General features: G+C 68.2%; 15 protein-coding genes. 6 read left to right on the top strand and 9 right to left on the bottom strand.

Translation table 11 applies throughout. The annotated features are described in order from the left end of the window. The first annotated feature begins 125 nt into the window (after nucleotides 1–125). Nucleotides 126–2,252: an alpha-galactosidase gene (locus I4Q42_RS00770; RefSeq protein WP_198574164.1), complete on the top strand. Its 2,127-nt coding sequence runs from the start codon at nucleotides 126–128 to the stop codon at nucleotides 2,250–2,252. 242 nt (nucleotides 2,253–2,494) lie between these two features. On the opposite strand, the gene I4Q42_RS00765 is transcribed toward I4Q42_RS00770, so the two are convergent. Both I4Q42_RS00765 and I4Q42_RS00760 read right to left on the bottom strand, forming a co-directional pair. Continuing rightward, nucleotides 2,495–5,236 (bottom strand): TonB-dependent receptor, encoded by a 2,742-nt coding sequence (locus I4Q42_RS00765; RefSeq protein WP_198574163.1) that lies wholly within the window; start codon nucleotides 5,234–5,236, stop codon nucleotides 2,495–2,497. A 351-nt stretch (nucleotides 5,237–5,587) separates the two neighbouring features. After that, complete coding sequence (locus I4Q42_RS00760) at nucleotides 5,588–6,367, bottom strand: DeoR/GlpR family DNA-binding transcription regulator (protein WP_198574162.1); 780 nt, start codon at nucleotides 6,365–6,367, stop codon at nucleotides 5,588–5,590. 296 nt (nucleotides 6,368–6,663) lie between these two features. Here I4Q42_RS00760 and I4Q42_RS00755 point away from each other — a divergent pair, with 296 nt between their 5' ends. Together I4Q42_RS00755 and glpK are read left to right on the top strand one after the other, a co-directional pair. After that, a complete protein-coding gene (locus I4Q42_RS00755; protein WP_198574161.1) occupies nucleotides 6,664–8,208 on the top strand; it encodes a glycerol-3-phosphate dehydrogenase in 1,545 nt (514 codons plus the stop codon). After that, the gene (gene glpK, locus I4Q42_RS00750) at nucleotides 8,205–9,755 is read left to right on the top strand and encodes a glycerol kinase GlpK (protein ID WP_198574160.1); all 1,551 of its coding nucleotides are present in this window, start codon (nucleotides 8,205–8,207) and stop codon (nucleotides 9,753–9,755) included. The genes I4Q42_RS00755 and glpK overlap by 4 nt, the downstream gene beginning before the upstream one ends. Nucleotides 9,756–9,778: 23 nt before the next feature. Here glpK and I4Q42_RS00745 read toward each other — a convergent pair whose 3' ends face one another. The 5 genes from I4Q42_RS00745 to I4Q42_RS00725 form a co-directional block, all read right to left on the bottom strand. Next, nucleotides 9,779–11,140: a purple acid phosphatase family protein gene (locus I4Q42_RS00745; RefSeq protein WP_232792760.1), complete on the bottom strand. Its 1,362-nt coding sequence runs from the start codon at nucleotides 11,138–11,140 to the stop codon at nucleotides 9,779–9,781. 11 nt (nucleotides 11,141–11,151) lie between these two features. After that, entirely contained in the window at nucleotides 11,152–14,301 is a 3,150-nt protein-coding gene (locus tag I4Q42_RS00740) for a TonB-dependent receptor (protein ID WP_198574159.1), read from the bottom strand. A 94-nt stretch (nucleotides 14,302–14,395) separates the two neighbouring features. Then, nucleotides 14,396–15,361 (bottom strand): FecR family protein, encoded by a 966-nt coding sequence (locus I4Q42_RS00735; protein ID WP_198574158.1) that lies wholly within the window; start codon nucleotides 15,359–15,361, stop codon nucleotides 14,396–14,398. Beyond that, complete coding sequence (locus I4Q42_RS00730; protein ID WP_198574157.1) at nucleotides 15,351–15,860, bottom strand: RNA polymerase sigma factor; 510 nt, start codon at nucleotides 15,858–15,860, stop codon at nucleotides 15,351–15,353. Before I4Q42_RS00730 ends, I4Q42_RS00735 begins: the two co-directional genes overlap by 11 nt. A gap of 227 nt (nucleotides 15,861–16,087) precedes the next feature. Next, nucleotides 16,088–16,885 carry an inositol monophosphatase family protein gene (locus I4Q42_RS00725; protein WP_198574156.1) on the bottom strand — a complete coding sequence of 266 codons (798 nt, stop codon included), beginning with the start codon at nucleotides 16,883–16,885 and terminating at the stop codon, nucleotides 16,088–16,090. A 259-nt stretch (nucleotides 16,886–17,144) separates the two neighbouring features. On the opposite strand from I4Q42_RS00725, the gene I4Q42_RS00720 reads away from it, so the two are divergent. Then, a complete protein-coding gene (locus I4Q42_RS00720) occupies nucleotides 17,145–17,447 on the top strand; it encodes a hypothetical protein (protein WP_198574155.1) in 303 nt (100 codons plus the stop codon). Nucleotides 17,448–17,632: 185 nt separating this feature from the next. Here I4Q42_RS00720 and I4Q42_RS00710 read toward each other — a convergent pair whose 3' ends face one another. Next, the gene (locus I4Q42_RS00710; protein WP_198574154.1) at nucleotides 17,633–18,043 is read right to left on the bottom strand and encodes a hypothetical protein; all 411 of its coding nucleotides are present in this window, start codon (nucleotides 18,041–18,043) and stop codon (nucleotides 17,633–17,635) included. A gap of 299 nt (nucleotides 18,044–18,342) precedes the next feature. Further along, on the bottom strand, nucleotides 18,343–18,990 hold the full coding sequence (thiE, locus tag I4Q42_RS00705; RefSeq protein ID WP_198574153.1) for a thiamine phosphate synthase: 648 nt from the start codon (nucleotides 18,988–18,990) through the stop codon (nucleotides 18,343–18,345). 180 nt (nucleotides 18,991–19,170) lie between these two features. On the opposite strand from thiE, the gene I4Q42_RS00700 reads away from it, so the two are divergent. Next, nucleotides 19,171–19,356 (top strand): (2Fe-2S)-binding protein, encoded by a 186-nt coding sequence (locus tag I4Q42_RS00700; protein ID WP_110121027.1) that lies wholly within the window; start codon nucleotides 19,171–19,173, stop codon nucleotides 19,354–19,356. A gap of 152 nt (nucleotides 19,357–19,508) precedes the next feature. Further along, nucleotides 19,509–19,991, top strand: a complete 483-nt coding sequence (gene bfr, locus I4Q42_RS00695; protein WP_198574152.1) for a bacterioferritin — start codon at nucleotides 19,509–19,511, stop codon at nucleotides 19,989–19,991. The last annotated feature ends 9 nt before the right edge of the window (nucleotides 19,992–20,000 follow it).

The raw sequence follows: 20,000 nt of genomic DNA, 5'->3' as shown, positions 1-20,000 counted from the left end.
CGACCGATACGCACGTGAAGGTCGATCATTTTATATCGACGCACACATGGGCGCTTTTTATTGAGTCTTATTTATCGTACAAACCATTCGAGTCAACCGTCGCTCACCAGCCATGGACCCCATTGATGTCCCCACCGTTCATCCGGCTTGACGGCCGAACCACCAGCCTGATCGTCGATTGCCGGGGCGATGCGCCCGCGGTGCTGCATTGGGGCCCGAAGCTGAGCCCGGACCTGGATCCGGCCGAGCTGGTGCTGCTGGCCACGCACGAAGCCGCGCCCTGCTCGCCCATCGCGCCGGCGCCGCTGGCCCTGTCGCCCCTGCTGGGCCACGGCTTTCCGGGTTCGCCGGGCCTGCAGGCCCATCGCGACGGCCTGGGCTGGGCGACCTTCACCCGGATCGAGCGGGTCGAGCGGATTTCGCCCTCGGTGGTCGAGATCGTCTCGATCGACGATCACGACGCCCTGACCCTGGTTCACCGCCTGGAGCTGGACGCCGACCAGGACGTGCTGGTCGCCACGACCAAGGTGATCAACACCGGCGACCAGGCCCTGACCATCGACGCCTGCCCGGCCCCGACCCTGCCCCTGCCGCCCGAGGCCACGCACCTGATCAACCTCGACGGCCGCTGGTCGGGCGAGTTCCAGATGCGCCGCACGCCGCTGGGACAGGGCGCCACGGTTCGCGAGAACCGCCGCGGCCGCAGCTCGCACGACGCCTTCCCCGGCCTGATCGCCGAATGCGCCCCGGCCAGCGAAGCGACCGGCGAGGTCTACGGCTTCCACCTGGGCTGGAGCGGCAACCACCGCATCCATGCCGAAACCCTGTCGGACGCCCGCGCCTTCGTGCAGCTGGGCGAGCTGTTCATGCCCGGCGAGATGCGCCTGGCGCCCGGCGCGGCCTATGACAGCCCCAAGCTCTACGCCGCCTGGTCCGACGCCGGCCTCAGCGGCCTGTCGCGCGCCTATCACGACCTGGTCCGCGCCCGTCCCGAGCACGCCCGCCTGCGGGCCAAGCCGCGCCCGGTGCACTACAACACCTGGGAAGCGGTCTATTTCGACCATGACCAGGACAAGCTGGCCCAGCTGGTCGACGCCGCCGCGGCGATCGGGGCCGAGCGCTTCGTGCTCGACGACGGCTGGTTCAACGGCCGCCGCGACGACACCGCCGGCCTGGGCGACTGGTACGTCGACGCAGGCGTCTATCCCAATGGCCTCAAGCCCCTGACCGACCGCGTGCTGGCCGCCGGCATGGAGTTTGGCCTGTGGGTCGAGCCCGAGATGGTCAATCCGGCCAGCGACCTGTTCCGCGCCCATCCGGAATGGGTGCTGGGCTGCGCGCCCGCCCCGCAGCTGTCGTTCCGCAACCAGCTGGTGCTGGACTTCGGCCGCGCCGAGGTGCGCGAGCACCTCTACGCCCGGCTGGACGCCCTGCTGACCGAGCACCCGATCGCCTACCTCAAGTGGGACATGAACCGCGACATCAGCCACCCAGGCGGCCAGGACGGCTCGGCCGGCGCGCACGCCCACGTGCTGGGCCTGTATGCGGTGCTGGACCGGCTGCGGACCGCCCACCCGGCGGTCGAAATCGAGAGCTGCGCCTCGGGCGGCGGCCGCGCCGACCTGGGCGTGCTGGAGCGCACCGACCGCATCTGGACCTCGGACAGCAACGACGCCCTGGACCGCCTGTCGATCCAGAAGGGCGCTTCGCTGTTCCTGCCGGCCGAGCTGATGGGCGCGCACGTCGGGCCGACCGACTGCCACATCACCGGACGCCGCGTATCGATGGCCACCCGGGTGTCGACCGCCCTGTTCGGCCACTTCGGCATCGAGGCCAACCTGCTGGCCCTGACCGACGACGAGCGCGCCGAACTGGCCGAGGGCGTGGCGCTGCACAAGACGCTGCGCGAACTCATCCACACGGGCGACCTGCATCGCCTGGACCGGCCGGCCAACGAGAGCGCCTTCGGGATCGTGTCCAAGGACCGCGGCCAGGCGGTGTTCAGCTACACCCTGGTGCGCGAGCAGGACGCCTATTTCGCCGGCCGCCTGCGGCTGACGGGGCTCGACGCCGACGCCCGCTATCAGGTGCGACTGGTGTGGCCCAAGGCCTTCGTCACCCGCTCCAGCCTGGTGGACGTGCTGCGCGCGGGCGTCGCCCTGGATGGCCGCAACCTGATGACGGTGGGCCTGCAGCTGCCGCGGATGCATCCGCAGGCCAACTTCATCCTGCGCCTGGAGCGGCTGCCCTAGCGGCGGCCGGCCGGCGCGGGGCCCTTCGCCCTTCCAGGCGGAGGGCCCCGGCGCGGGATCCGGCGGATCCGGATGGAAAGACTCAAGACGGGCCCGCCTCCTCAGGAAGCGGGCCCGTCTTGCGTCCGGAACGCAAAAAAGGGGGCGGACCGAAGCCCGCCCCTCAGAGTCGGGGGAAAAAGACGCGTGGCAGAAACGCGCCGAAAACGGCCGGGCGCGGCGAGCCATGCCCGGCCGATCCATCAGAACTTCGCGCGAGCGCCGACCGCGTAGCGCGGACCGGTCTCGACGAGGCTCAGGAACTGGTTCTGGTAGACGCCGTGAGTCTGGGTCTTGGCGTCGTTGAGGTTGGTGCCCTCGACGAAGACCGAGAAGTTGTCGTTGATCTCGTAGGTGGCCTGCGCGTCGAACTGACCGGCCGTCTTGGTGTAGATCGGCATGCCGCCCGTCGAATTGGACTGGGTCGACATGAAGCCGTCGCGGCGGTTGTAGGCCACGCGCACCTCGAACGGACCCTTGGCGTAGAACAGCACCGCGTTCTGGCTGTCGCCCAGGCCTTCCAGGGCGAACCCGGAGTCGTTGGCGCTGGACTTCACGAAGGTGGCGTTCAGGGTCACGCCCAGGCCGTCGAGCGGCGCGGGCAGGTAGTCGAAGGTGTGCTGGAAGCCGACTTCCAGGCCGTAGACGTTGGCGCTGCCGATGTTGCGCGGACGGCTGACGTTGAAGGTCGCCTTGCCGCCGGTGAAGGCCGCCAGGTTGGCCGAGTTGGCGATCGTGAAGACTTCCGGCGCGCTGGTGACGACGATGAAGTTGTCCAGCTGCTTGTAGAAGGCGCCGACCGTGAAGAAGCCCGACTTCTGATAGTACCACTCGTACGAGACGTCGAAGTTGGTCGACTTGTACGGCTTCAGCTCGGGGTTTCCGCCGCTGGCCGCCAGGTTGCCCGGGCGGGTCGAGGTGAAGGTGAGCTGCGGCGCCAGGTCGGTCAGGTTCGGCCGGGTGACGGTCTTGGACGCCGCGAAGCGGGCGACCATGTCGTCGTTCAGGTCGATCTTGACGTTCAGGCTGGGCAGGAAGTCGTCGTAGGACGCGCTCTTGGACACCGGCGCCGAGGCGGTCAGGGTCGCGTTGTAGAGCGTGCTGTCGCCGGTGATCGGCGTCAGGTCGACCAGGCTCTGGGTCTGACCGCGCGACGTCAGCTCGGTGTGGACGTAGCGCGCGCCGACGGTGGCGCTGACCGGCAGGCCGCCGATGTCGCCGGCGAAGTCGGCCTGGACATAACCGCCCGCGACCTTCTCATGCACGTCGTAGGAGCTGGACTGCGGCGTGGCGGCAAAGCCGTTGGTCGCCTGCAGCGCCGCGTAGGAGGTGCCGACGGTGCGGCCCGCCGCGACGTCCTGGGCGTTGGCGGCCGCCTGGCTTTCCAGGAACTTGAAGTAGGCCTCGGGATCGAAGCTCAGCCATTGGCGCGGGAAGTTGCCGCCCTCGCCGTCGAGGAAGTTGCTGGGCGCGTAGGTCTGCAGCAGGCCCGCGGGCACCGAGACCGAATAGCCGCAGTAGGTGCACCAGATCGCCGAGCTGGACTGGACCAGCTGGTTGGTTTTGGTGCGGTCGGTGAAGATGCCGCCGAGGCGGACGGCCGTGAAGTGGTCGTACTCGGTCTTGAAGGTCGCATCGAGACGGTTCTCGAAGACCTCCTCGCCGTAGTTCGAGCCCTGGCGGGTGGCGAAGTGCGCCTTGCCGGCCGCGTTGGGGTCGGCGTAGTTCGTGCCCGTGGTCAGGGTGGGCAGGCCGCCGCCGGTGTTGTCGAAGTGGGCGGTGTTGGTGATGCCGACGACGGCGAAGATCTCGTTGCCGCCGTTGTTGTTCTCGGCCTTGGACCACGAGCTGTCGAACTTGACGTCGATCAGGTCGGTCGGGTTCCAGGCGGCGTTGAAGCCGAGGGCCTTGAGGTTGGTCGGACGGTTGAAGGTCCGCGACACGTAGTCGGTGTGGCTGTCGGTCAGCTGGTCGAAGCCGACGACGGTGTTGTTGGCGTCCAGCTTCACGTTGCTGATGCTGCCCGGCGAGAAGTAGTGGCCGACCTGGCTGGTGTTCGATTTGACGGTGAACTTGTTGTAGATGCCGTCCAGCGTCAGGGTCAGGTCGTCGGTGGCGCGATACTGCACCGTGCCGGTCACCGAGGTGCGCTTACGCTCCTGGATGTCGGAATACTGGTTGTAGTTCTGCGGCATGTAGACGGTCTTCCCGCCCACGGTGGTGGCGTAGTAGCCGTCGTTGTTGGCGGCGTCGATCCGCGCCTTGCGCTCCTGGAACGACACCGAGCCCAGCACGCCCAGGCGGCCGTCCATGAAGGTGTTGCTGTAGAGGCCGAAAAGGTTGGGCGTGGTCTTGCCCGACAGGTCTTCGTAATTGCCCTGGGCGCTGAGGATGATGCGCTGGCCCTTGTGGTCGAACGGACGCGCGGTCTTCAGGTTGATGGTCGAGCCGATGCCGCCCTCTTGCAGCTGGGCGTTGCTCGACTTGTAGACGTCGGCGCCGGAGATCAGCTCGGCGGGCAGCATGTCGAAGCTGAACTGGCGGCCCGGGTTCTCGGTGGCCAGGGTGCGGCCGTTCAGCAGCAGCTGGTTGAACGACGGGCCGAAGCCGCGAACGGTCACGAAGCGGCCTTCGCCGCCGCTGCGGTCAATCGACACGCCGGTGATGCGCTGCAGCGACTCGGCGACGTTGGTGTCCGGGAACTTGCCCAGGTCTTCCGAGGCGATCGAGTCGACGATCAGGGCCGAGCTGCGCTTGACGTCGATCGAGCGGTCGAGGCTGGCGCGCAGGCCGGTGACGATGACTTCCTCGACGGTGTCGCTCTCGGTGGTCTGCGCGTGAGCCGCGCCCGCCAGCAGGGCCAGACCAAGGACGCCGGCGCTGGCGCCCGTCATGAATTTAAGGCCAAGGGTACGGCCCCGACAGCCGTCGCTCTTGCGGATCATAGTTCCCTCCAGAATGCGAAAGGATCGCCTCGGTAGCCCCCGAGCGATCTCGTTTTTCAGCGCCGACTCCGCAGCGCATTAAAATGATAAATCATAGCAACGCGGGTCGGTCAAACGAACTTTCGTTTTGGTTTCGAAATCACAGAAGTCGAAACCAAATTGCTGCACCATTCGCGCTGCGGATATGCCGCGTCGTCGCAAACCCTTTTGTAGAAGGGATTTCGCGCGATGGGTCGGCGGAGGCGCTCCGCGCCTTCCGCGATCAGCTCACCAGTTTGATGGCGAAAAAGCGCAAACGGATGCGCGGGCGCGGGTTTACGCGCCTGTCGGAGCAATCGGGCTGGAGAGGCCTCAGCCGGCCTGGTTCAGCGCCGTCTCGATGACGCGCACGCCCTGGGCCTTGCACTTGGCGGCCAGTTCCGGGCTTTCGAGCCGGTCGGTCACGAACACGTGGACGTCGCCGATGTGCCCGATCCGCACCGGCGCGGGCCGGCCCAGCTTCTGGCCGTCGGCGACCAGGATCACGCGCCGCGAGCTCTGGATGATGGTCTGCGAGACCTGGACCTCGTTGATGTCGAAATCCAGCAGCGAGCCGTCGTCGTCCATGGCCGAGGCGCCGATGATGGCGAAGTCGACCTTGAAATTGCGGATGAAATCGACCGCGAAGGCCCCGACCGAGGCCCGGTCGGCGCTGCGCACGCGGCCGCCGACGACGATGACCTCGATGCCCGGCGACGGCGCCAGGATGTCGACGACATTGAGATTGTTGGTGATCACCAGCAGGCCGGTGCGGCCCAGCAGGGCGCGGGCCACCTCTTCGGTGGTGGTGCCGATGTTGATGAACAGCGAGGCCTGCTCGGGGATCAGGGCGGCCGCGGCCACGCCGATCGCCTCCTTGGCCTCGCGCGCCAGCACGCGGCGGGCCTCGTATTCCAGATTGTCGACGCCGCCGGTGGCGATCACCGCCCCGCCGTGCACCCGGTTGAGCTGGGCCTGGTCGCACAGGTCGTTGAGATCCTTGCGGATCGTCTGGCGAGAGACCTGGAGCTGCTCGGCCAGGGCCTCGACCGTCACCCGCCCGCTCTTGCGCGCAAGGGCGAGAATCGCTTCGTGACGCTGCTCGATGTTCATCAAACCAACTCCCAGGCCTCGCCTCGGCGCGCCAGTCCGCCTCTGGTTAGCCCAGGCCGCGATGTTCGACAAATCGCCGCGATACGCGAAACGTCCCCATCCGCGCGCGCGTTGATCCTGAAAGTCCGCCCGGCCAAGGGACACGCGCCCAACTTGTCGAGACGACCGCTCACGCGCGCCTCCATCCGGCTGTGTTTGGACGTGAATTTGCGGATTTACTTTCGTTTTAGGCTTTCGTATTTGCGATTAAAGCTGCACTTCGACAGCCTCAGCTATGAGTGGGAGACGCGTCGGGTATGGAGTTCGACCTTCTGGTGGTCGGTGGCGGCGTCAACGGCGCGGGCGTCGCGCGGGACGCGGTCGGCCGAGGCCTCTCCGTGCTTCTGGTCGAACAGGACGACCTGGCCAGCGCCACCTCCTCGGCCAGCACCAAGCTGGTGCACGGCGGCCTGCGCTATCTGGAATATTACGAGTTCCGCCTGGTCCGCGAAGCGCTGGAAGAGCGCGAGACCCTGCTGGCCATGGCGCCCCACATCATCTGGCCGCTGCGCTTCGTACTGCCGCACGCCAACGCCACGCGTCCGGCTTGGCTGGTCCGGCTGGGCCTGTTTCTCTACGACCACCTGGGCGGCCGTCGCCGCCTGCCCGGCTCGAGCGGGCTTGGCCTGACGGGCGCGCCGGAAGGCGCGGCCCTGCTGCCGCAATACCGCAAGGCCTTCGTCTATTCGGACTGCTGGGTGGACGACGCCCGGCTGGTGACGCTGAACGCCGTGGACGCCGCCGAGCGCGGCGCCGAGATCCAAACCCGCACCAAGCTGATCTCCGCGCGCCGGATCGACGGCCTCTGGGAGGCGCGCCTGCGGACCACGGACGGCGCCGAACGCACGGTGCGCGCCCGGGCGATCGTCAACGCCGCCGGCCCCTGGGTCTCCGAAGTGCTGGGCGGCGCCCTGAGCGTGAAGACCGGCAGCGCCACGCGCCTGATCAAGGGCAGCCACATCGTCGTGCCCCGGCTGTTCGAGGGCGACCACGCCTACATGCTGCAGAACCCCGACCGCCGGATCGTCTTCGCCATCCCCTACGAGGACCGCTTCACCCTGGTGGGCACCACCGACGTGGCGTGGGACGCCGCCCCCGGCCCCGCCAGGATCGATCCGGCCGAGGTCGATTACCTGTGCGAAAGCGTCAACCGCTACTTCCGCAAGGGCGTGACGGCCAAGGACGTGGCCTGGAGCTATTCCGGCGTGCGCCCGCTGTTCGACGACAACGCAGACAGCGCCTCGGCGGTCACCCGCGACTATGTGCTGGAGGTGGACGCGCCGCAGGACGAGGCGCCGGTGCTGTCGGTGTTCGGCGGCAAGATCACCACCTATCGCCGCCTGGCCGATCACGTGCTCGAGCGCCTGGCGCCGTTCTTCCCAAAGGCCGGCCCGTCGTGGACGAAGGGGGCGGTGCTGCCCGGCGGCGACCTTCCCGACCTCGACCGCAAGGCGCTGGCCGGGGCGCTGCGTACCGAACATCCGTTCCTGCCCGAAGACCTGGCCTTCCGCCTGGCGCGCTCCTACGGCTCGCGCGCCAGGACGATCCTCGGCGAGGCGCGTGATCTCGCCAAGCTGGGCGAGGATTTCGGCGCCGGCCTGCACGCCGCCGAGGTCGACTATCTGGTCGCCCACGAATGGGCCCGCACCGCGCAGGACATCCTCTTCCGCCGCAGCAAGCTGGGCCTGCACATCGGACCGGACGGCGTCGCGCGGCTGGAGGCCTATCTGCGCGCCATGGAAACGACCGGCGCGGAAGCCGCCCCCTCCCCCGCCCCGTCGCTGAAGGCGCGCGGCGCATGACCGCTTCCCGCTACATCCTGGCCATCGACCAGGGCACCACCAGCACCCGCAGCATCGTCTTCGACGCCAAGGGCGACATCGCCGGCAAGGACCAGCGCGAGTTCGCCCAGAGCTATCCGGACCTAGGCTGGGTCGAGCACGATCCGGAGACCATCTGGAACGACGTGGTGGCCACCGCCCGCGCGGCGCTGGCCGACGCCGGCGTGGACGCAGCCGCCGTCGCCGCCATCGGCATCGCCAACCAGCGCGAGACGGTGGTGGTCTGGGACCGGCGGTCGGGCCGCGCCATCCATCCGGCCATCGTCTGGCAGGACCGCCGCACCACCGAGGCCTGCGAGGCGCTGCGACAGGCGGGCCACGAGCCCCTGGTCCAGGCCCGGACAGGCCTGCGGCTGGACCCCTATTTCTCGGCCAGCAAGCTGGCCTGGATCCTCGACCACGTTCCCGGCGCGCGCGCCGAGGCCGAACAGGGCCGGCTGGCCTTCGGCACCATCGACAGCTTCCTGCTGTGGCGGCTGACCGGCGGGCGCGTGCACGCGACAGACGCCACCAACGCCTCCCGGACCCTGCTGTTCGACATACACCGCCAGGCCTGGGACGAAGACCTGCTGGCGCTGTTTGGCATTCCTGCCGCCCTGCTGCCGGAGGTGCGCGACAACTGCGCCGACTTCGGCGAGACCCAGGCCGAGATCTTGGGGGCGTCCGTGCCCATCCGCGGCATGGCCGGCGACCAGCAGGCCGCGCTGATCGGCCAGGCCTGCTTCAGCCAGGGCATGATCAAGGCGACCTACGGCACCGGCTGCTTCATGCTGATGAACACCGGCTCAGAAGCCGTCGCCTCCAACGCACGCCTGCTGACCACCACGGCCTACCGGCTGGACGGCAAGCCGACCTACGCCCTGGAAGGGTCGATCTTCGTGGCCGGGGCGGCCATCAAGTGGCTGCGCGACCAGCTTGGCCTCATCGTCCGGGCCTCGGACACCTCGAGCCTGGCGACCACCGTGCCCGACGGCCACGGCGTCTACATGGTGCCGGCCTTCGTCGGCCTGGGCGCCCCCTACTGGGATCCCCACGCCAAGGGCCTGATCCACGGCCTGACCCTCGACGCCTCGGCCGCGCACATCGCCCGGGCGGCGCTGGAATCGGTGGCCTTCCAGACCAACGACCTGATCGAGGCGATGTTCGCCGACGGCGCCTCGCGCCCCAGCGCCCTGCGCGTGGACGGCGGCATGGCGGCCAACGACTGGCTGTGCGCCTTCCTCTCCGACATCATCGCCGCGCCGGTCGAACGGCCGGTCAATGTCGAGACCACGGCCCTGGGCGTAGCCTTCCTGGCGGGCCTGGGCGCCGGCGTCTGGCCCAGCCTGGCGGCGATCTCGGAAGGCTGGCGGCTGGACGGCCGCTTCGAGCCGACCATGCCGGCGGACCGCCGCGCCGATTGCCTGGACGGATGGAACGACGCCATGGCCCGAGCGCGATATCGCCCCGCCCCCAAGGCGGCGACACGCCCGCCGGCCCCCAAGGCGCTCCAGACGCAGGACGCCTGAAGGCCTCGGGCAGCCCCCCAGGATCAGCGGCGCTCGCCCGCCGTCTTCGCCGGCGTCAGGGTCTCCACCCGCGTCACGCCCTTGGCGCTCTTGGTCAGGCGGAAGGCGTCCAGCTGCCGGCCGGTGGCGGTGAAGGCGCGATAGGTCACGGCCTGCGGCGACACGTCCAGGGTCTGGAAGGTCTGGGTGCGCGCCGCCGTTCGGGTGGCCCAGCTGAGCGGGGCCACGGGATACATTTTCGGCCCCGCGACCGACACCACATAGGTCGAGCCCTTGTCGGACGGATGGCCCGGCCCCGCATTGGTCATCGCCCCGGCGCCGATGGCGCCGCGCGCATAGCCGTGGTCGTGGGCCTGCAGCACCAGGTCGACATGGTACTTGTCGATCAGGGGCTTGAGGGCGTCGCGCACCCGGGCGTTGTCGCGGTCGGGATCGACCGAGAACAGCGGGAAGTGCAGGAACAGCGCCGTCCAGCGGTTGGGATTGTCGGCCAGCAGGCCATCCAGCCAGCGCACCATCTCCGCCCGCATGGCCTCGTCGCCGTGGAACAGCGGGGCGTCGACCGAGATCAGGCGCAGGCCCTGGTAGTCGACGGTCCAGGCCGTCTCCTTCAGCTTCTCGACGCCCGCCGGGCCGGTCTCCGGCAGGGTGAACTGGCGCCGCCACTGCGGGTTCAGCACCGGGCCGCGGCCGTATTCGTGATTGCCCGGCGTCGGCATCTGCGGCGTCTGGGCGTAGAGGAAGCCGCCGGCGGCGAACCATTCGCCCCATTCGTTGTCGCTGTCGTGGCGATTGATCAGGTCGCCGGCATGGATGACGAAGGCGGCGTCGCCGGCCTTGCGGAACGCCATCCTCATCGTGCGCGAGGCCTCGCTGAGGATGTTGTTCTGCATGTCCCCCATGTAGAGGAAGGTGAAGGGCTTGGCGCTCGTGGCGGCGGTGCGGAACTGCAGCCACTCGGACCAGCGCTGACCGTCGCCGACGCGATAGGCGTAGACCGTCTCCGGCTTCAGCCCCTTCAGCACCGTCGCGTGGTAGGCTGCGCGGAACGCCGGATCCTCGCGCACGGCGAGGGTCGCGTCGTCGGTGACGGCGGGAATGCGCACGGCCTTCTCGATGAAGTCCGGCCCATCCTCGGCCTCGGCATATTCGACATGGCCCGCGAGGCCCGGCGCGGTGCGCCAGGTCACGGCCATCTCGTGCGCCGGGTCGGCGGTCAGGTTCAGGATGATCCGTTCCGGCTGGACGGTGGGCGCGACCACCGGAAGGTCGGACGCCTGGACGGGCGCGGGTTCCGGACGCGGGGGGCGATCGGTCTGCGCCAGGGCCTGGCCGCCCAGGGCCGCCAAGGCGGCCCCGAGCATCAGAATGCGGGAGGTTTTCATGTCGGCCCCGATCAGAAGACGTAGTTCAGGCCGAGCGAGATGGATCGCCCGTTCTTGATGTAGGCCCGGCTGGAGCTGGTGCTGTCGCCGGCCGTGTACCAGTAGGTGTGGCTGTCGAAGAGGTTCTGGACCTGCAGCGACGCCGTCGCGCCCTTCCACAGCTTGCGCCGCACGTTCAGGTCCACGAACTCGTAGTCCTGTTCATACGGGTTGTTGCCGAAGTCCTGGATGCCTTCGAGGAATTCCGACTGGTAGCTGTAGGCGGCGTAGGCTTCCCAGCCCTTGTACTCCCAGAACAGCTGGATGTTGGCGACCCGCTCGGGCGTCTCCATCAGCGGCAGGGTATAGCCCGCCGGGTGCCAGGAGATGCCGGTCTCGGCTTCGGACTTCTGGAGGGTCAGGTTGACGCTGGCGCCCAGCGCCGACAGCGGACCCGGCAGCCAGTGGAACACCTGCTGGGCGCTGATTTCCACGCCATAGACCCGCGCCCACTTGCCGTTGTTGGGCATCGAGATGGTCACGCCGTCGGGGCTGACGTTGGTCCCGGCCGTCCCGTCGCGGATGTTCGACGACGAGGAGCGGTACAGGAAGTTCTTGATGTCCTTGTAGAACAGACCCAGCGAATAGGCGCCGGTGTCGCCGTTGTAGCGCTCGATCGACAGGTCGTAGTTGATCGCTTTCATCGGCTTCAGGTCGGGATTGCCCTGCTCGATCGAGACCAGGATCCACTCGCTGGTCGGGTTCTCGTCGCCGTCACCATCGGGATCGGTGTCGTAGCCGTACTCGCGGGCCGACGACATGCGGGCGATGTCTGGGCGGGCGAAGCTGGTCCAGATCGCCGCGCGCAGCTTGGTGCGGTCGTCCAGGCTGTAGTTCAGGTGGATCGACGGCAGGACGTTGGTGAAGTCGCTCTTGTCGGTCGAGTAGTGGCCGCCCTGGACCTCGTCGAGGATGTAGGCGTCGATCTCGTTGCGGGTGCTTTCGACGCGGAGGCCGCCGATGACCTGGGCGTTGCCGAACCGGGCGGTCCCCATCAGGTAGCCGGCGAAGATGTTTTCGTTGAAGGCGAAGCTGTCCTCGCCGCTCAGTTCGGCGTTGGCGGGATCGGTGGCGAAGCCCTCGAAGAAGGTGCTGTTACCGGCCATGGCGCGCTGCAGCTCGGCCAGCATGGCCTTGTTGTCGATGACCGTGCCCAGGCGATAGATCCCGGAATATTCGCCGTCGAACAGGCTGGTGACCTCCTCCCCGTAGAACTGCGAGAAGTCGGCCAGGGTGCCGTCGGCGTCCAGGTCCATGAACTCGCCGCTATAGGTCGAGCGCTTGGAGCTGTAGACCTTGCCGCCGGTCTTCACCGACTCCAGCCAGGTCGCGTTCGGACGCCATTCGACGTTGAACTGGCCCTGCCACAGCCGTTCCTGCGCGCCGCCGATCTCGCCCGACAGGCCCGCGAAGGCGTACTGGCTGTTGTCGTGGATCGCCGCCATGCCGGCGTCGTTCAGCACCCACTTGGGAAAGCGGCTGTCGCCGAAATTGGTGACGGCGACGCCCTTGTTGCCCAGCCAGCCGTACTTGTCGCTGCGGAACTCCATCTCGTAGCTGTCGTCGATATTGTCCTCGGACTTGGCGTAGGACAGGTCGTAGTCGACCTTGAAGTCGCCCCAGCGGCTGACGCCCCCGAAGTTCAGCGACATCAGCGAGCCGGTCTCGCGCGAGCCTTCCCAGAAGCGCCGCAGGCGGAAGCCCTGCGGGTCCCAGGTCCCCGAGGCGCCGTCCAGGGTGTAGTAGGACTTGGTCGAGCGGTCGGCGTCGGTAATGCGGCCGTCGCCGTCGCGGTCGACGATCTGGGCCGTGGTGTAGCTGTAGATGCGCCCCAGCTTGGAGTCCGAGCCGATGATCGAGGCCTCCGGCGAGGCCAGGCCGGTCATGGTCTTGTCGACCTGGGTCAGCCGGGTCGAGTTCTTGCCCGTGTCGTTGCGGAAGTTCAGGCGGTTGCTGAACTCGTCCTTGGTGTACTCGTTGAACTGGCCGCGCAGGTGAAAGTCGTGGTCGTCGCCGCGATAATCGAGGCTGGTGTTGACGCCGCGCCGCTCGACCTCGGTCTCGCCGACGGCCAGGTCCATGCCGCGCATGACGAAGGTCTCGGGATCCCAGCCCAGGGTCTCGCTGTCGGCGTACCAGACCGAAGGCTGGTTATCGCCGTCGGCGCCGTTCTGCTCGAACTGAGACTTGCGGCGCGACCAGCTGCCGGTGACGAACACGCCCCAGCGGTCGTTGAACTGGCGGCCGAACGAGCCGGCGACCTCGCCCGAGGTCTTGTTGTCGAACTTGTCCAGCATGCCGGCCGACATCGACAGGACGCCGTAGGTCGGCGTGTGGTCGAAGGCGGTCGGGGTGCGGATGTCGACCGAGCCGCCCAGGGCGTCGCCGTCGCGGTCGGGCGTCAGGCTCTTGATGACGGTGATCGAGTCGATGCCTTCCGGCGGCAGAAAGCTGAGGCGGACGCCGCGATAGAAGTTGTCGTCGCGCGAGCCGGTGCCGCCCATGCGCACGCCGTTCATCGTGTAGTTGTTCAGTTCGGTCGACAGGCCGCGGATGGTGATCCGGTCGCCCTCGCCGGTGGTGTGGTTGCGCACGGCGTTGACGCCGGGCAGGCGCGAGAGCGACTCCGCCACGTTGTTGGCCGGCAGGTCGCCCATGTCGTCGGCGCTGATGACGTCGGAGATGAAGTCGGACTTGCGCTTGGCGTCCAGCGAGCGGCGCAGGCCCGCCGCATAGCCGACGACGACGCCATCGACCTCGACGGCGTCGGGGGGCACGATCTCGGCCTGCGCCGACTGGCGCTCCAGGGTCAGCACGCCCCGCACCTCGCGGGCCTCGATGCCCGATCCGGCGATCATCTTGCGCAGCGCCTCGCGGGCCGTCATCGCGCCCGAGACGGCGTTGGACGTCCGCCCGCGGGTCAGACCCGGATCGAAGACGATCGACAGGCCGGTGTCGCGCGACAGGGTCTGCAACGCCTGGCCCAGGTCCTGGGCCGGGATGGCGATGGCGACGCGCGCCTCGACGTTGCGGGTCGCCTGCCAGGCGTGGGCGGGCGCGGCGACGGAGGCCAGGACGGCGACGGCCGCCGCCGTCAGCAGCCCGCTCTTGTGGATACGCATTCGAAAAATCCCCTGCGATCTAACTGATCGTTACGGGGTTAGACGGCGGCCGACGGGGACCTGACACCTGTCATAAAAACTTGTTCCTGAAGGCCTAACCGCCTGAAATCTCGAATTGATCCGGTCCCTGACGAGTCAGCTTGAAGCCATGCAGCCGCGCCATGGCGGCCAGGGCGTTCTCGGGATCGTCATAGGCGAAGCGGCCGCTGACCAGCACCCGTCCCACGGCCGGATCGGCCAGGGTGACCTCGACGCCGGTCGCCCGCTCCAGGTCCTCGACCACGCTGCCCAGGGTGGCCTCGTTGAACTCCAGCCAGCCCTTGGCCCACGGCGGCACGTCGGTCTCCCGCTCGGGCCGCGCCAGGGCCGCGTGCCGGACGACGCCGCCGGACACCCAGGCCCGCTCGCCCGCACGGACGTTCACCGACGGACCACGCCCGGTGACCTTCACGACGCCCTCGAACACCTCGACCTCGACCACCGCTCCGGCGGGGGTCTGGCGCTGATCGACGTTGAAACGCGTGCCGACGGCGGTGACCCGCACCCCGTCCACCTCGACCGAGAACGGCCGGCTCTTGTCGGGCGCCACCTCGAAGAAGCCTTCGCCTTTCAGGTGCAGCCGGCGCTCGCGCTGACCCAGTTCGACCCGCACCTGGCTCTGGCCGTTCAGCCGGATCGCCGAGCCGTCCGCCAGGGCGATGGGCTTGGGAACGCCACGGGCGCCGACGATCAGGTCGCCGCGCGGCGGCATAACCCCGCCGACCATGACCACGGCGCCGAGGATCACGGCGAAACCGGCGCTGGCCGTCGCGCCCACGGTCCAGGCCTGCCAGCGTCGCGGCGTCGTCCTCGTCCGGGCCATCCGCTGGGTGGCCCAGATCACCGCGGCGTCGTCGATCAACGCCTCGTGCCGGCGCAGCAGGTCGTGGCGGTCGGGCCGCCCCTCCAGCCACTGCTCCAGCGTCGCCTGCTGCCGCGGCGACCAGCCGGCTTCGCGCCGGGCGTCGGCCCAGAGGGCGGCCTCGCGATCGTCTCTTGCGTTCACGGACCTAGTCGACATGGCGGCCCTCCGCCGTCCGGCGCAGCGTCTGGGCCGCGCGACTATAATGCTTCTGCACCGCCTCGATCGACAGCTTCAGGTCGCGGGCGATCGCCTCGTAGGACTCCTCGCCCGCCCGGCGGCGCACGAAGACCTCGCGCCGCAAGGGCGGCATCGCCTCCAGCGCCCTCTGGCACAGCCTCGATCGCTCGCTCATGTCCAACGCCTCCAGCGGCGTCGCGCCGCCATGGATGGAAAGCTCCGCCGCTTCCAGGTCGTCGATCTGGACGCTGGCCGCCCGACGAGCGCGGTCGACCAGGATGTTGCGCGCCGCCCGCATGGCGTAGAACAGGGGGTCGGCGATCAGCGTGTCGCGGGCCCGCGCCAGGACGCGCAGGATCGCCTCCTGCGCCACGTCCTCGGCGTCGACCGCCGTCGCCAGCCGGCGGCGAACATAGGCCAGCAGGATCCGGTTCTGCGTCGCCAGCGTCCGCCCCACCTCCTGCTCATTCCCGATCACACGCAACGCCTCCCAGACGGAGCGTGGCTATAGGCGCCCTGCGTGACGGAGACGACGAGGTTTGATGTCGGTTTGATGTCAGCCGCGTGACGACGTCGTTCAGCGAACACCGGCGTGATTTCAAAGCCTGGGTTCGCGCGACGCGCCCCCTACGCCTCGTGGCGCGGCCAAAGAAAAAGGCTCCGGGGGATACCCCGGAGCCTTTGTCGTCATCGTGGCGAAGCGCCTCAGCCGGCCGCTTGCAGGGCCTTCAGCACCATCGGGTGCAGGTCCTGGTTGGCGGCCAGGATCGAGGCGCCCTGCACCGGGTCGCCGTGCTCTTCGATGGTGCTGACCTTGCCGCCCGACTCCTGGACCATCAGCACGCCGGCGGCGACGTCCCAGGGCTTCAGGTTGCGTTCCCAGAAGGCGTCGAAGCGGCCGGCGGCGACCCAGGCCAGGTCGAGCGAGGCCGCGCCGAAGCGGCGCACGCCGGCGACCTTCTGGCTGACCTGGTGCAGCTCCTTCAGGAACTGGCCGTGGCCGGGCTTGCCGACGAAGGGCACGCCGGTGGCCAGGACGGCCTCGTCCAGGTGGCGGCGGGCGGCGACGCGCAGGCGCTTCTCGGCGCCCAGGAACGCGCCCTTGCCCTTTTCGACCCAGAACAGGTCGTGGGTGATCGGGTTGTAGGTGACGCCGGCCACGACCTCGCCCTCGCGCTGCAGGGCGATGTTGACGGCGAAGTGGGGGATGGCGTGCAGGAAGTTGGTGGTGCCGTCCAGCGGATCGACGATCCAGGTGTGGGTCTTGTCGGTGCCCTCGATCAGGCCGCGCTCCTCGCCGAGGAAGCTGTAGCCCGGGCGGGCCTTGGCCAGCAGTTCGAAGATCGTCTGCTCGGCCTTGAGGTCGGCGTTGGTCACGAAATCGCCCGCGCCCTTCTTGGAGACCTGCAGCTCGGAGACTTCGCCGAAGTCACGGGCCAGACCCCGGGCGGCCTTGCGCGCGGCGTCGATCATCACGTTGAGAAGGGCGGAAGGCGTGGGCACGGGCGGATATCCTATGGAATTCCCTGCACCGGCGCGCGGACGCGCGGCGGCGGGAGACGGACGATGGCAGTGGGAAAGAGCGGGCGCGGAAACTAGACGCGAGGCCGCCGGAAGGCAAGGCGGGGGCGAATTGTCGCGGTGCGATCATTTCCTCTTGCAAAAGGGGACCGATCGGTCAATTTTCCGCGCCATGATTGATCTGCCTCAAAGCGGCAGGTCTGAGCCTGCGTAAACCTATGCGCAGAAAGGAATTTTCGACATGAACAAGTTCACCCTCCCCGCCGCTTCCATCGTCTCCGTCGCCCTGCTGGCCCTGGTCCAACCCGCCGCCGCCCACATGGTTTCCGGGCCGTCGGCCGCTTCGCTGCGCGTTTCGGTGACCGGCAAGCCGGCCGCCGCGGTCAGCGAGGAACTGACCCACGCCGCTCGCCAGGTCTGCGGCAAGTCGCTGAAGGGCGGCGCCCGCCACCCCAACTACGCCTCCTGCGTGACCGAGACCCTCGGCCAGGCCCGTGCCGACTACGCCGCCCTGCGCACGGCCGCCAAGGCCACCGGCGAGTAACGAAGGCATCCTCGTCATCCCGGCCGTAGCGAAGCGAAGAGCCGGGACCCAGGGGCCGTCGCAGTGCGTCGGCTTCCGCTGGCGCGCTTGATCAAACTACAGAGCCCAGTCCCCCTGGGCCCCGGATAGCCGCTGCGCGGCTTCCGGGATGACGAGGGTTTGGGAAGCGGCCCTAGCTGGCCTGCCTAAGGCAGCGTCGCCTTGACCAGGCTGTCCTTGGTCTCGCAGGCCATCTTGCCGGCCTTGCCCGCCGCGCCCGAGATGTCGTCGAGCTTGGCTTCCTTGCGCCAGTTCTTGGGCAGGCCCTTGTCTCCGGCGAAGTCCATGCCGAGGTCCATCCATTTGTCGGCGGCGCAGTCGAGGGCGAAGATCATGATCGGGCCCTTGCCGGCCGGCCACGACCTGTAGGGCCCTCCGCCCTTGCCCTCGGCGATGCGCAGGACGATGAGCCCGGTCTGATCGTCGACCCGCAGGAAATCGGCGTCGTACTGGGTCTTGGCCTCGCCGGGGGCCGGTTTCCAGGACTCGCTCACGGCTGGAAGAGCCAGGCCGAGCATGGGTACGCTGAGCAAACACGCTACGAGCCGCTTCTTCATGGCGGTCCCTCCCCGTCTTTATGGTTCGCTGGGGAGCGAGGCTATGCCTGCTCAGGCACAGTCGCAAGAACGCCGTTATGCAATCTGAAAGCGCATTCCGATGACGGCGGCCTCCGGCAGCTGATCGGATCGTCCCCCCATGCCGTCCTTCCCCGCGAAGGCGGGGATCCAAGCTGACTTTCAGGACGAGGCGCAGCCCTGGGCCACCTTCAAACTCGGCTTGGATCCCCGCCTTCGCGGGGATGCTCGGTGAAAAATCGGCTCAGGCTTGCAAAGGCCGAGAGCGCCCTGCCAAGGCCTTAGCCGCGCGTCGCCAGTCCTTCGGCGATGGCCGCGTTCAGCGCCGCGACGGCCGCGTCCGGGCCTTCCGGATGGGCCCAGACCCCGCCGGAAACCGCCAGGAAGTCGGCGCCCGACGCGGCCAGGCCGGCGGCGTTGGCGGCGGTGATGCCGCCGATGGCCACGCACGGCGCCTCCATCGTCTCCTGCCAGATCGACAGGATGTCGGGCTCGGCGACGATCGGGGCGTCCTTGGTGGTGGTCGGGAAGAAGGCTCCGAAAGCCACGTAGTCGGCCCCGGCCTCGGCGGCCTCCATGGCCAGGTGGCGGCTGTCGTGGCAGGTGACGCCGACCATGCGGTCCTTGCCCATCAGCTTGCGGGCGGTAGCATAGGGCGTATCGCCCTGCCCCACGTGCACGCCGTCGCAGTCGAGGCGGGCAGCCAGGTCCGGGCGATCGTTGAGGATCAGCGCCACGTCATGGGCGCGGGCGATCGGCGCCAGGGCCACGACGGCGGCGGCCACGACATCGTCGGGCACATCCTTGAGGCGGATCTGCAAGGCCGCCACGTCGCCGCCCTCCAGGGCGCGGGCCAGCTGGCGGCCGAAGGCGGCCAGGTCCGGCAGGGACGGCGGGGTGATCAGATAGAGGCGGCAGTCGAGCGTCATGCGCCGCCTTTACGCCGATTTGGGGCCGAGCGCGACTTTGGGCGACAAGCCATGTTCGGCGCCGAGCGTGAAAACCTCGTCCGCGACCGCACGTCGCTGCGAACTCGACTGAGAGTCAGTTGCAAACCGGTGGAAAACTGTTAGATGAGAATGACAATCATTCGGTAGGGCGTTCTTTCCTTGTACGTCTGCAATTGTAACGGCATCCGCCAGCGTGAAGTCCGCGCCGCGATCGACGCGGGGGCGACTCGTCCGGCCGACATCTTCCGCCACAAGGGCTGCCAGGCGCAGTGCGCCAAGTGCGTCTGCGAGATGCGCCAGATGATTCAGGAATCCCGCGAAGCTCTGGCTTTCGCCGCCGAATAGGGCGTCTTGCGACGCAAAGTCGTGGTTTTTCAGTAACCGCGAAGCACTCTCACGCTTTTCTGTGAGGCTGCGAAACACTTGCAGACATTACTGTTGAAGCGCTTGAAAAGCAGCTTAAGGGTGCGGGCGAACTCGAACCTTAGGAGGCCGCCATGCAAGGCGATCCCGGCGTTATCCGCGTCCTCAACGCTGTGCTCACCAACGAGCTGACGGCCGTCAATCAGTACTTCCTGCATGCCCGCATGCACGACAACTGGGGCTTCAAGCGCCTCGGCCAGATCGTCTATCAAGAGTCGATCGGCGAGATGAAGCATGCCGACAAGCTGATCAACCGCATCCTCTTCCTCGAAGGCCTGCCCAACCTTCAGGACCTGCACAAGCTGAAGATCGGCGAGAACGTGCCGGAATGCCTGGCCGCCGACCTGTCGATCGAGCTGTTCAACCGCGAACTGCTGGTGCCTGGCATCGTCCAGTGCGAGCAGGCCCGCGACTACATCAGCCGCGAACTGCTGCGCGAGATCCTCAACGACACCGAGGAGCACATCGACTACCTCGAAACCCAGCTGTCGCTGATCAAGTCGCTGGGTGAGCAGAACTACCTGCAGAGCGCCATGGGCGAACTGCCGGCGGCCTGATCGGCTCCA

Source organism: Caulobacter hibisci (assembly GCF_016135805.1).
GTDB classification, from domain to species: domain Bacteria; phylum Pseudomonadota; class Alphaproteobacteria; order Caulobacterales; family Caulobacteraceae; genus Caulobacter; species Caulobacter hibisci.
This window is presented reverse-complemented; position numbering and strand designations above follow the sequence as displayed.

Coding starts and splice junctions, on each gene's coding strand:
- I4Q42_RS00770 (WP_198574164.1), top strand. CDS start 126: ATGTCCCCACCGTTCATCCGGCTTGACGGCCGAACCACCAGCCTGATC.
- I4Q42_RS00740 (WP_198574159.1), bottom strand. CDS start 14,301: ATGCGTATCCACAAGAGCGGGCTGCTGACGGCGGCGGCCGTCGCCGTC.
- I4Q42_RS00760 (WP_198574162.1), bottom strand. CDS start 6,367: ATGAACATCGAGCAGCGTCACGAAGCGATTCTCGCCCTTGCGCGCAAG.
- I4Q42_RS00755 (WP_198574161.1), top strand. CDS start 6,664: ATGGAGTTCGACCTTCTGGTGGTCGGTGGCGGCGTCAACGGCGCGGGC.
- thiE (WP_198574153.1), bottom strand. CDS start 18,990: ATGACGCTCGACTGCCGCCTCTATCTGATCACCCCGCCGTCCCTGCCG.
- I4Q42_RS00720 (WP_198574155.1), top strand. CDS start 17,145: ATGAACAAGTTCACCCTCCCCGCCGCTTCCATCGTCTCCGTCGCCCTG.
- I4Q42_RS00745 (WP_232792760.1), bottom strand. CDS start 11,140: ATGAAAACCTCCCGCATTCTGATGCTCGGGGCCGCCTTGGCGGCCCTG.
- I4Q42_RS00735 (WP_198574158.1), bottom strand. CDS start 15,361: ATGTCGACTAGGTCCGTGAACGCAAGAGACGATCGCGAGGCCGCCCTC.
- I4Q42_RS00765 (WP_198574163.1), bottom strand. CDS start 5,236: ATGATCCGCAAGAGCGACGGCTGTCGGGGCCGTACCCTTGGCCTTAAA.
- I4Q42_RS00710 (WP_198574154.1), bottom strand. CDS start 18,043: ATGAAGAAGCGGCTCGTAGCGTGTTTGCTCAGCGTACCCATGCTCGGC.
- bfr (WP_198574152.1), top strand. CDS start 19,509: ATGCAAGGCGATCCCGGCGTTATCCGCGTCCTCAACGCTGTGCTCACC.
- glpK (WP_198574160.1), top strand. CDS start 8,205: ATGACCGCTTCCCGCTACATCCTGGCCATCGACCAGGGCACCACCAGC.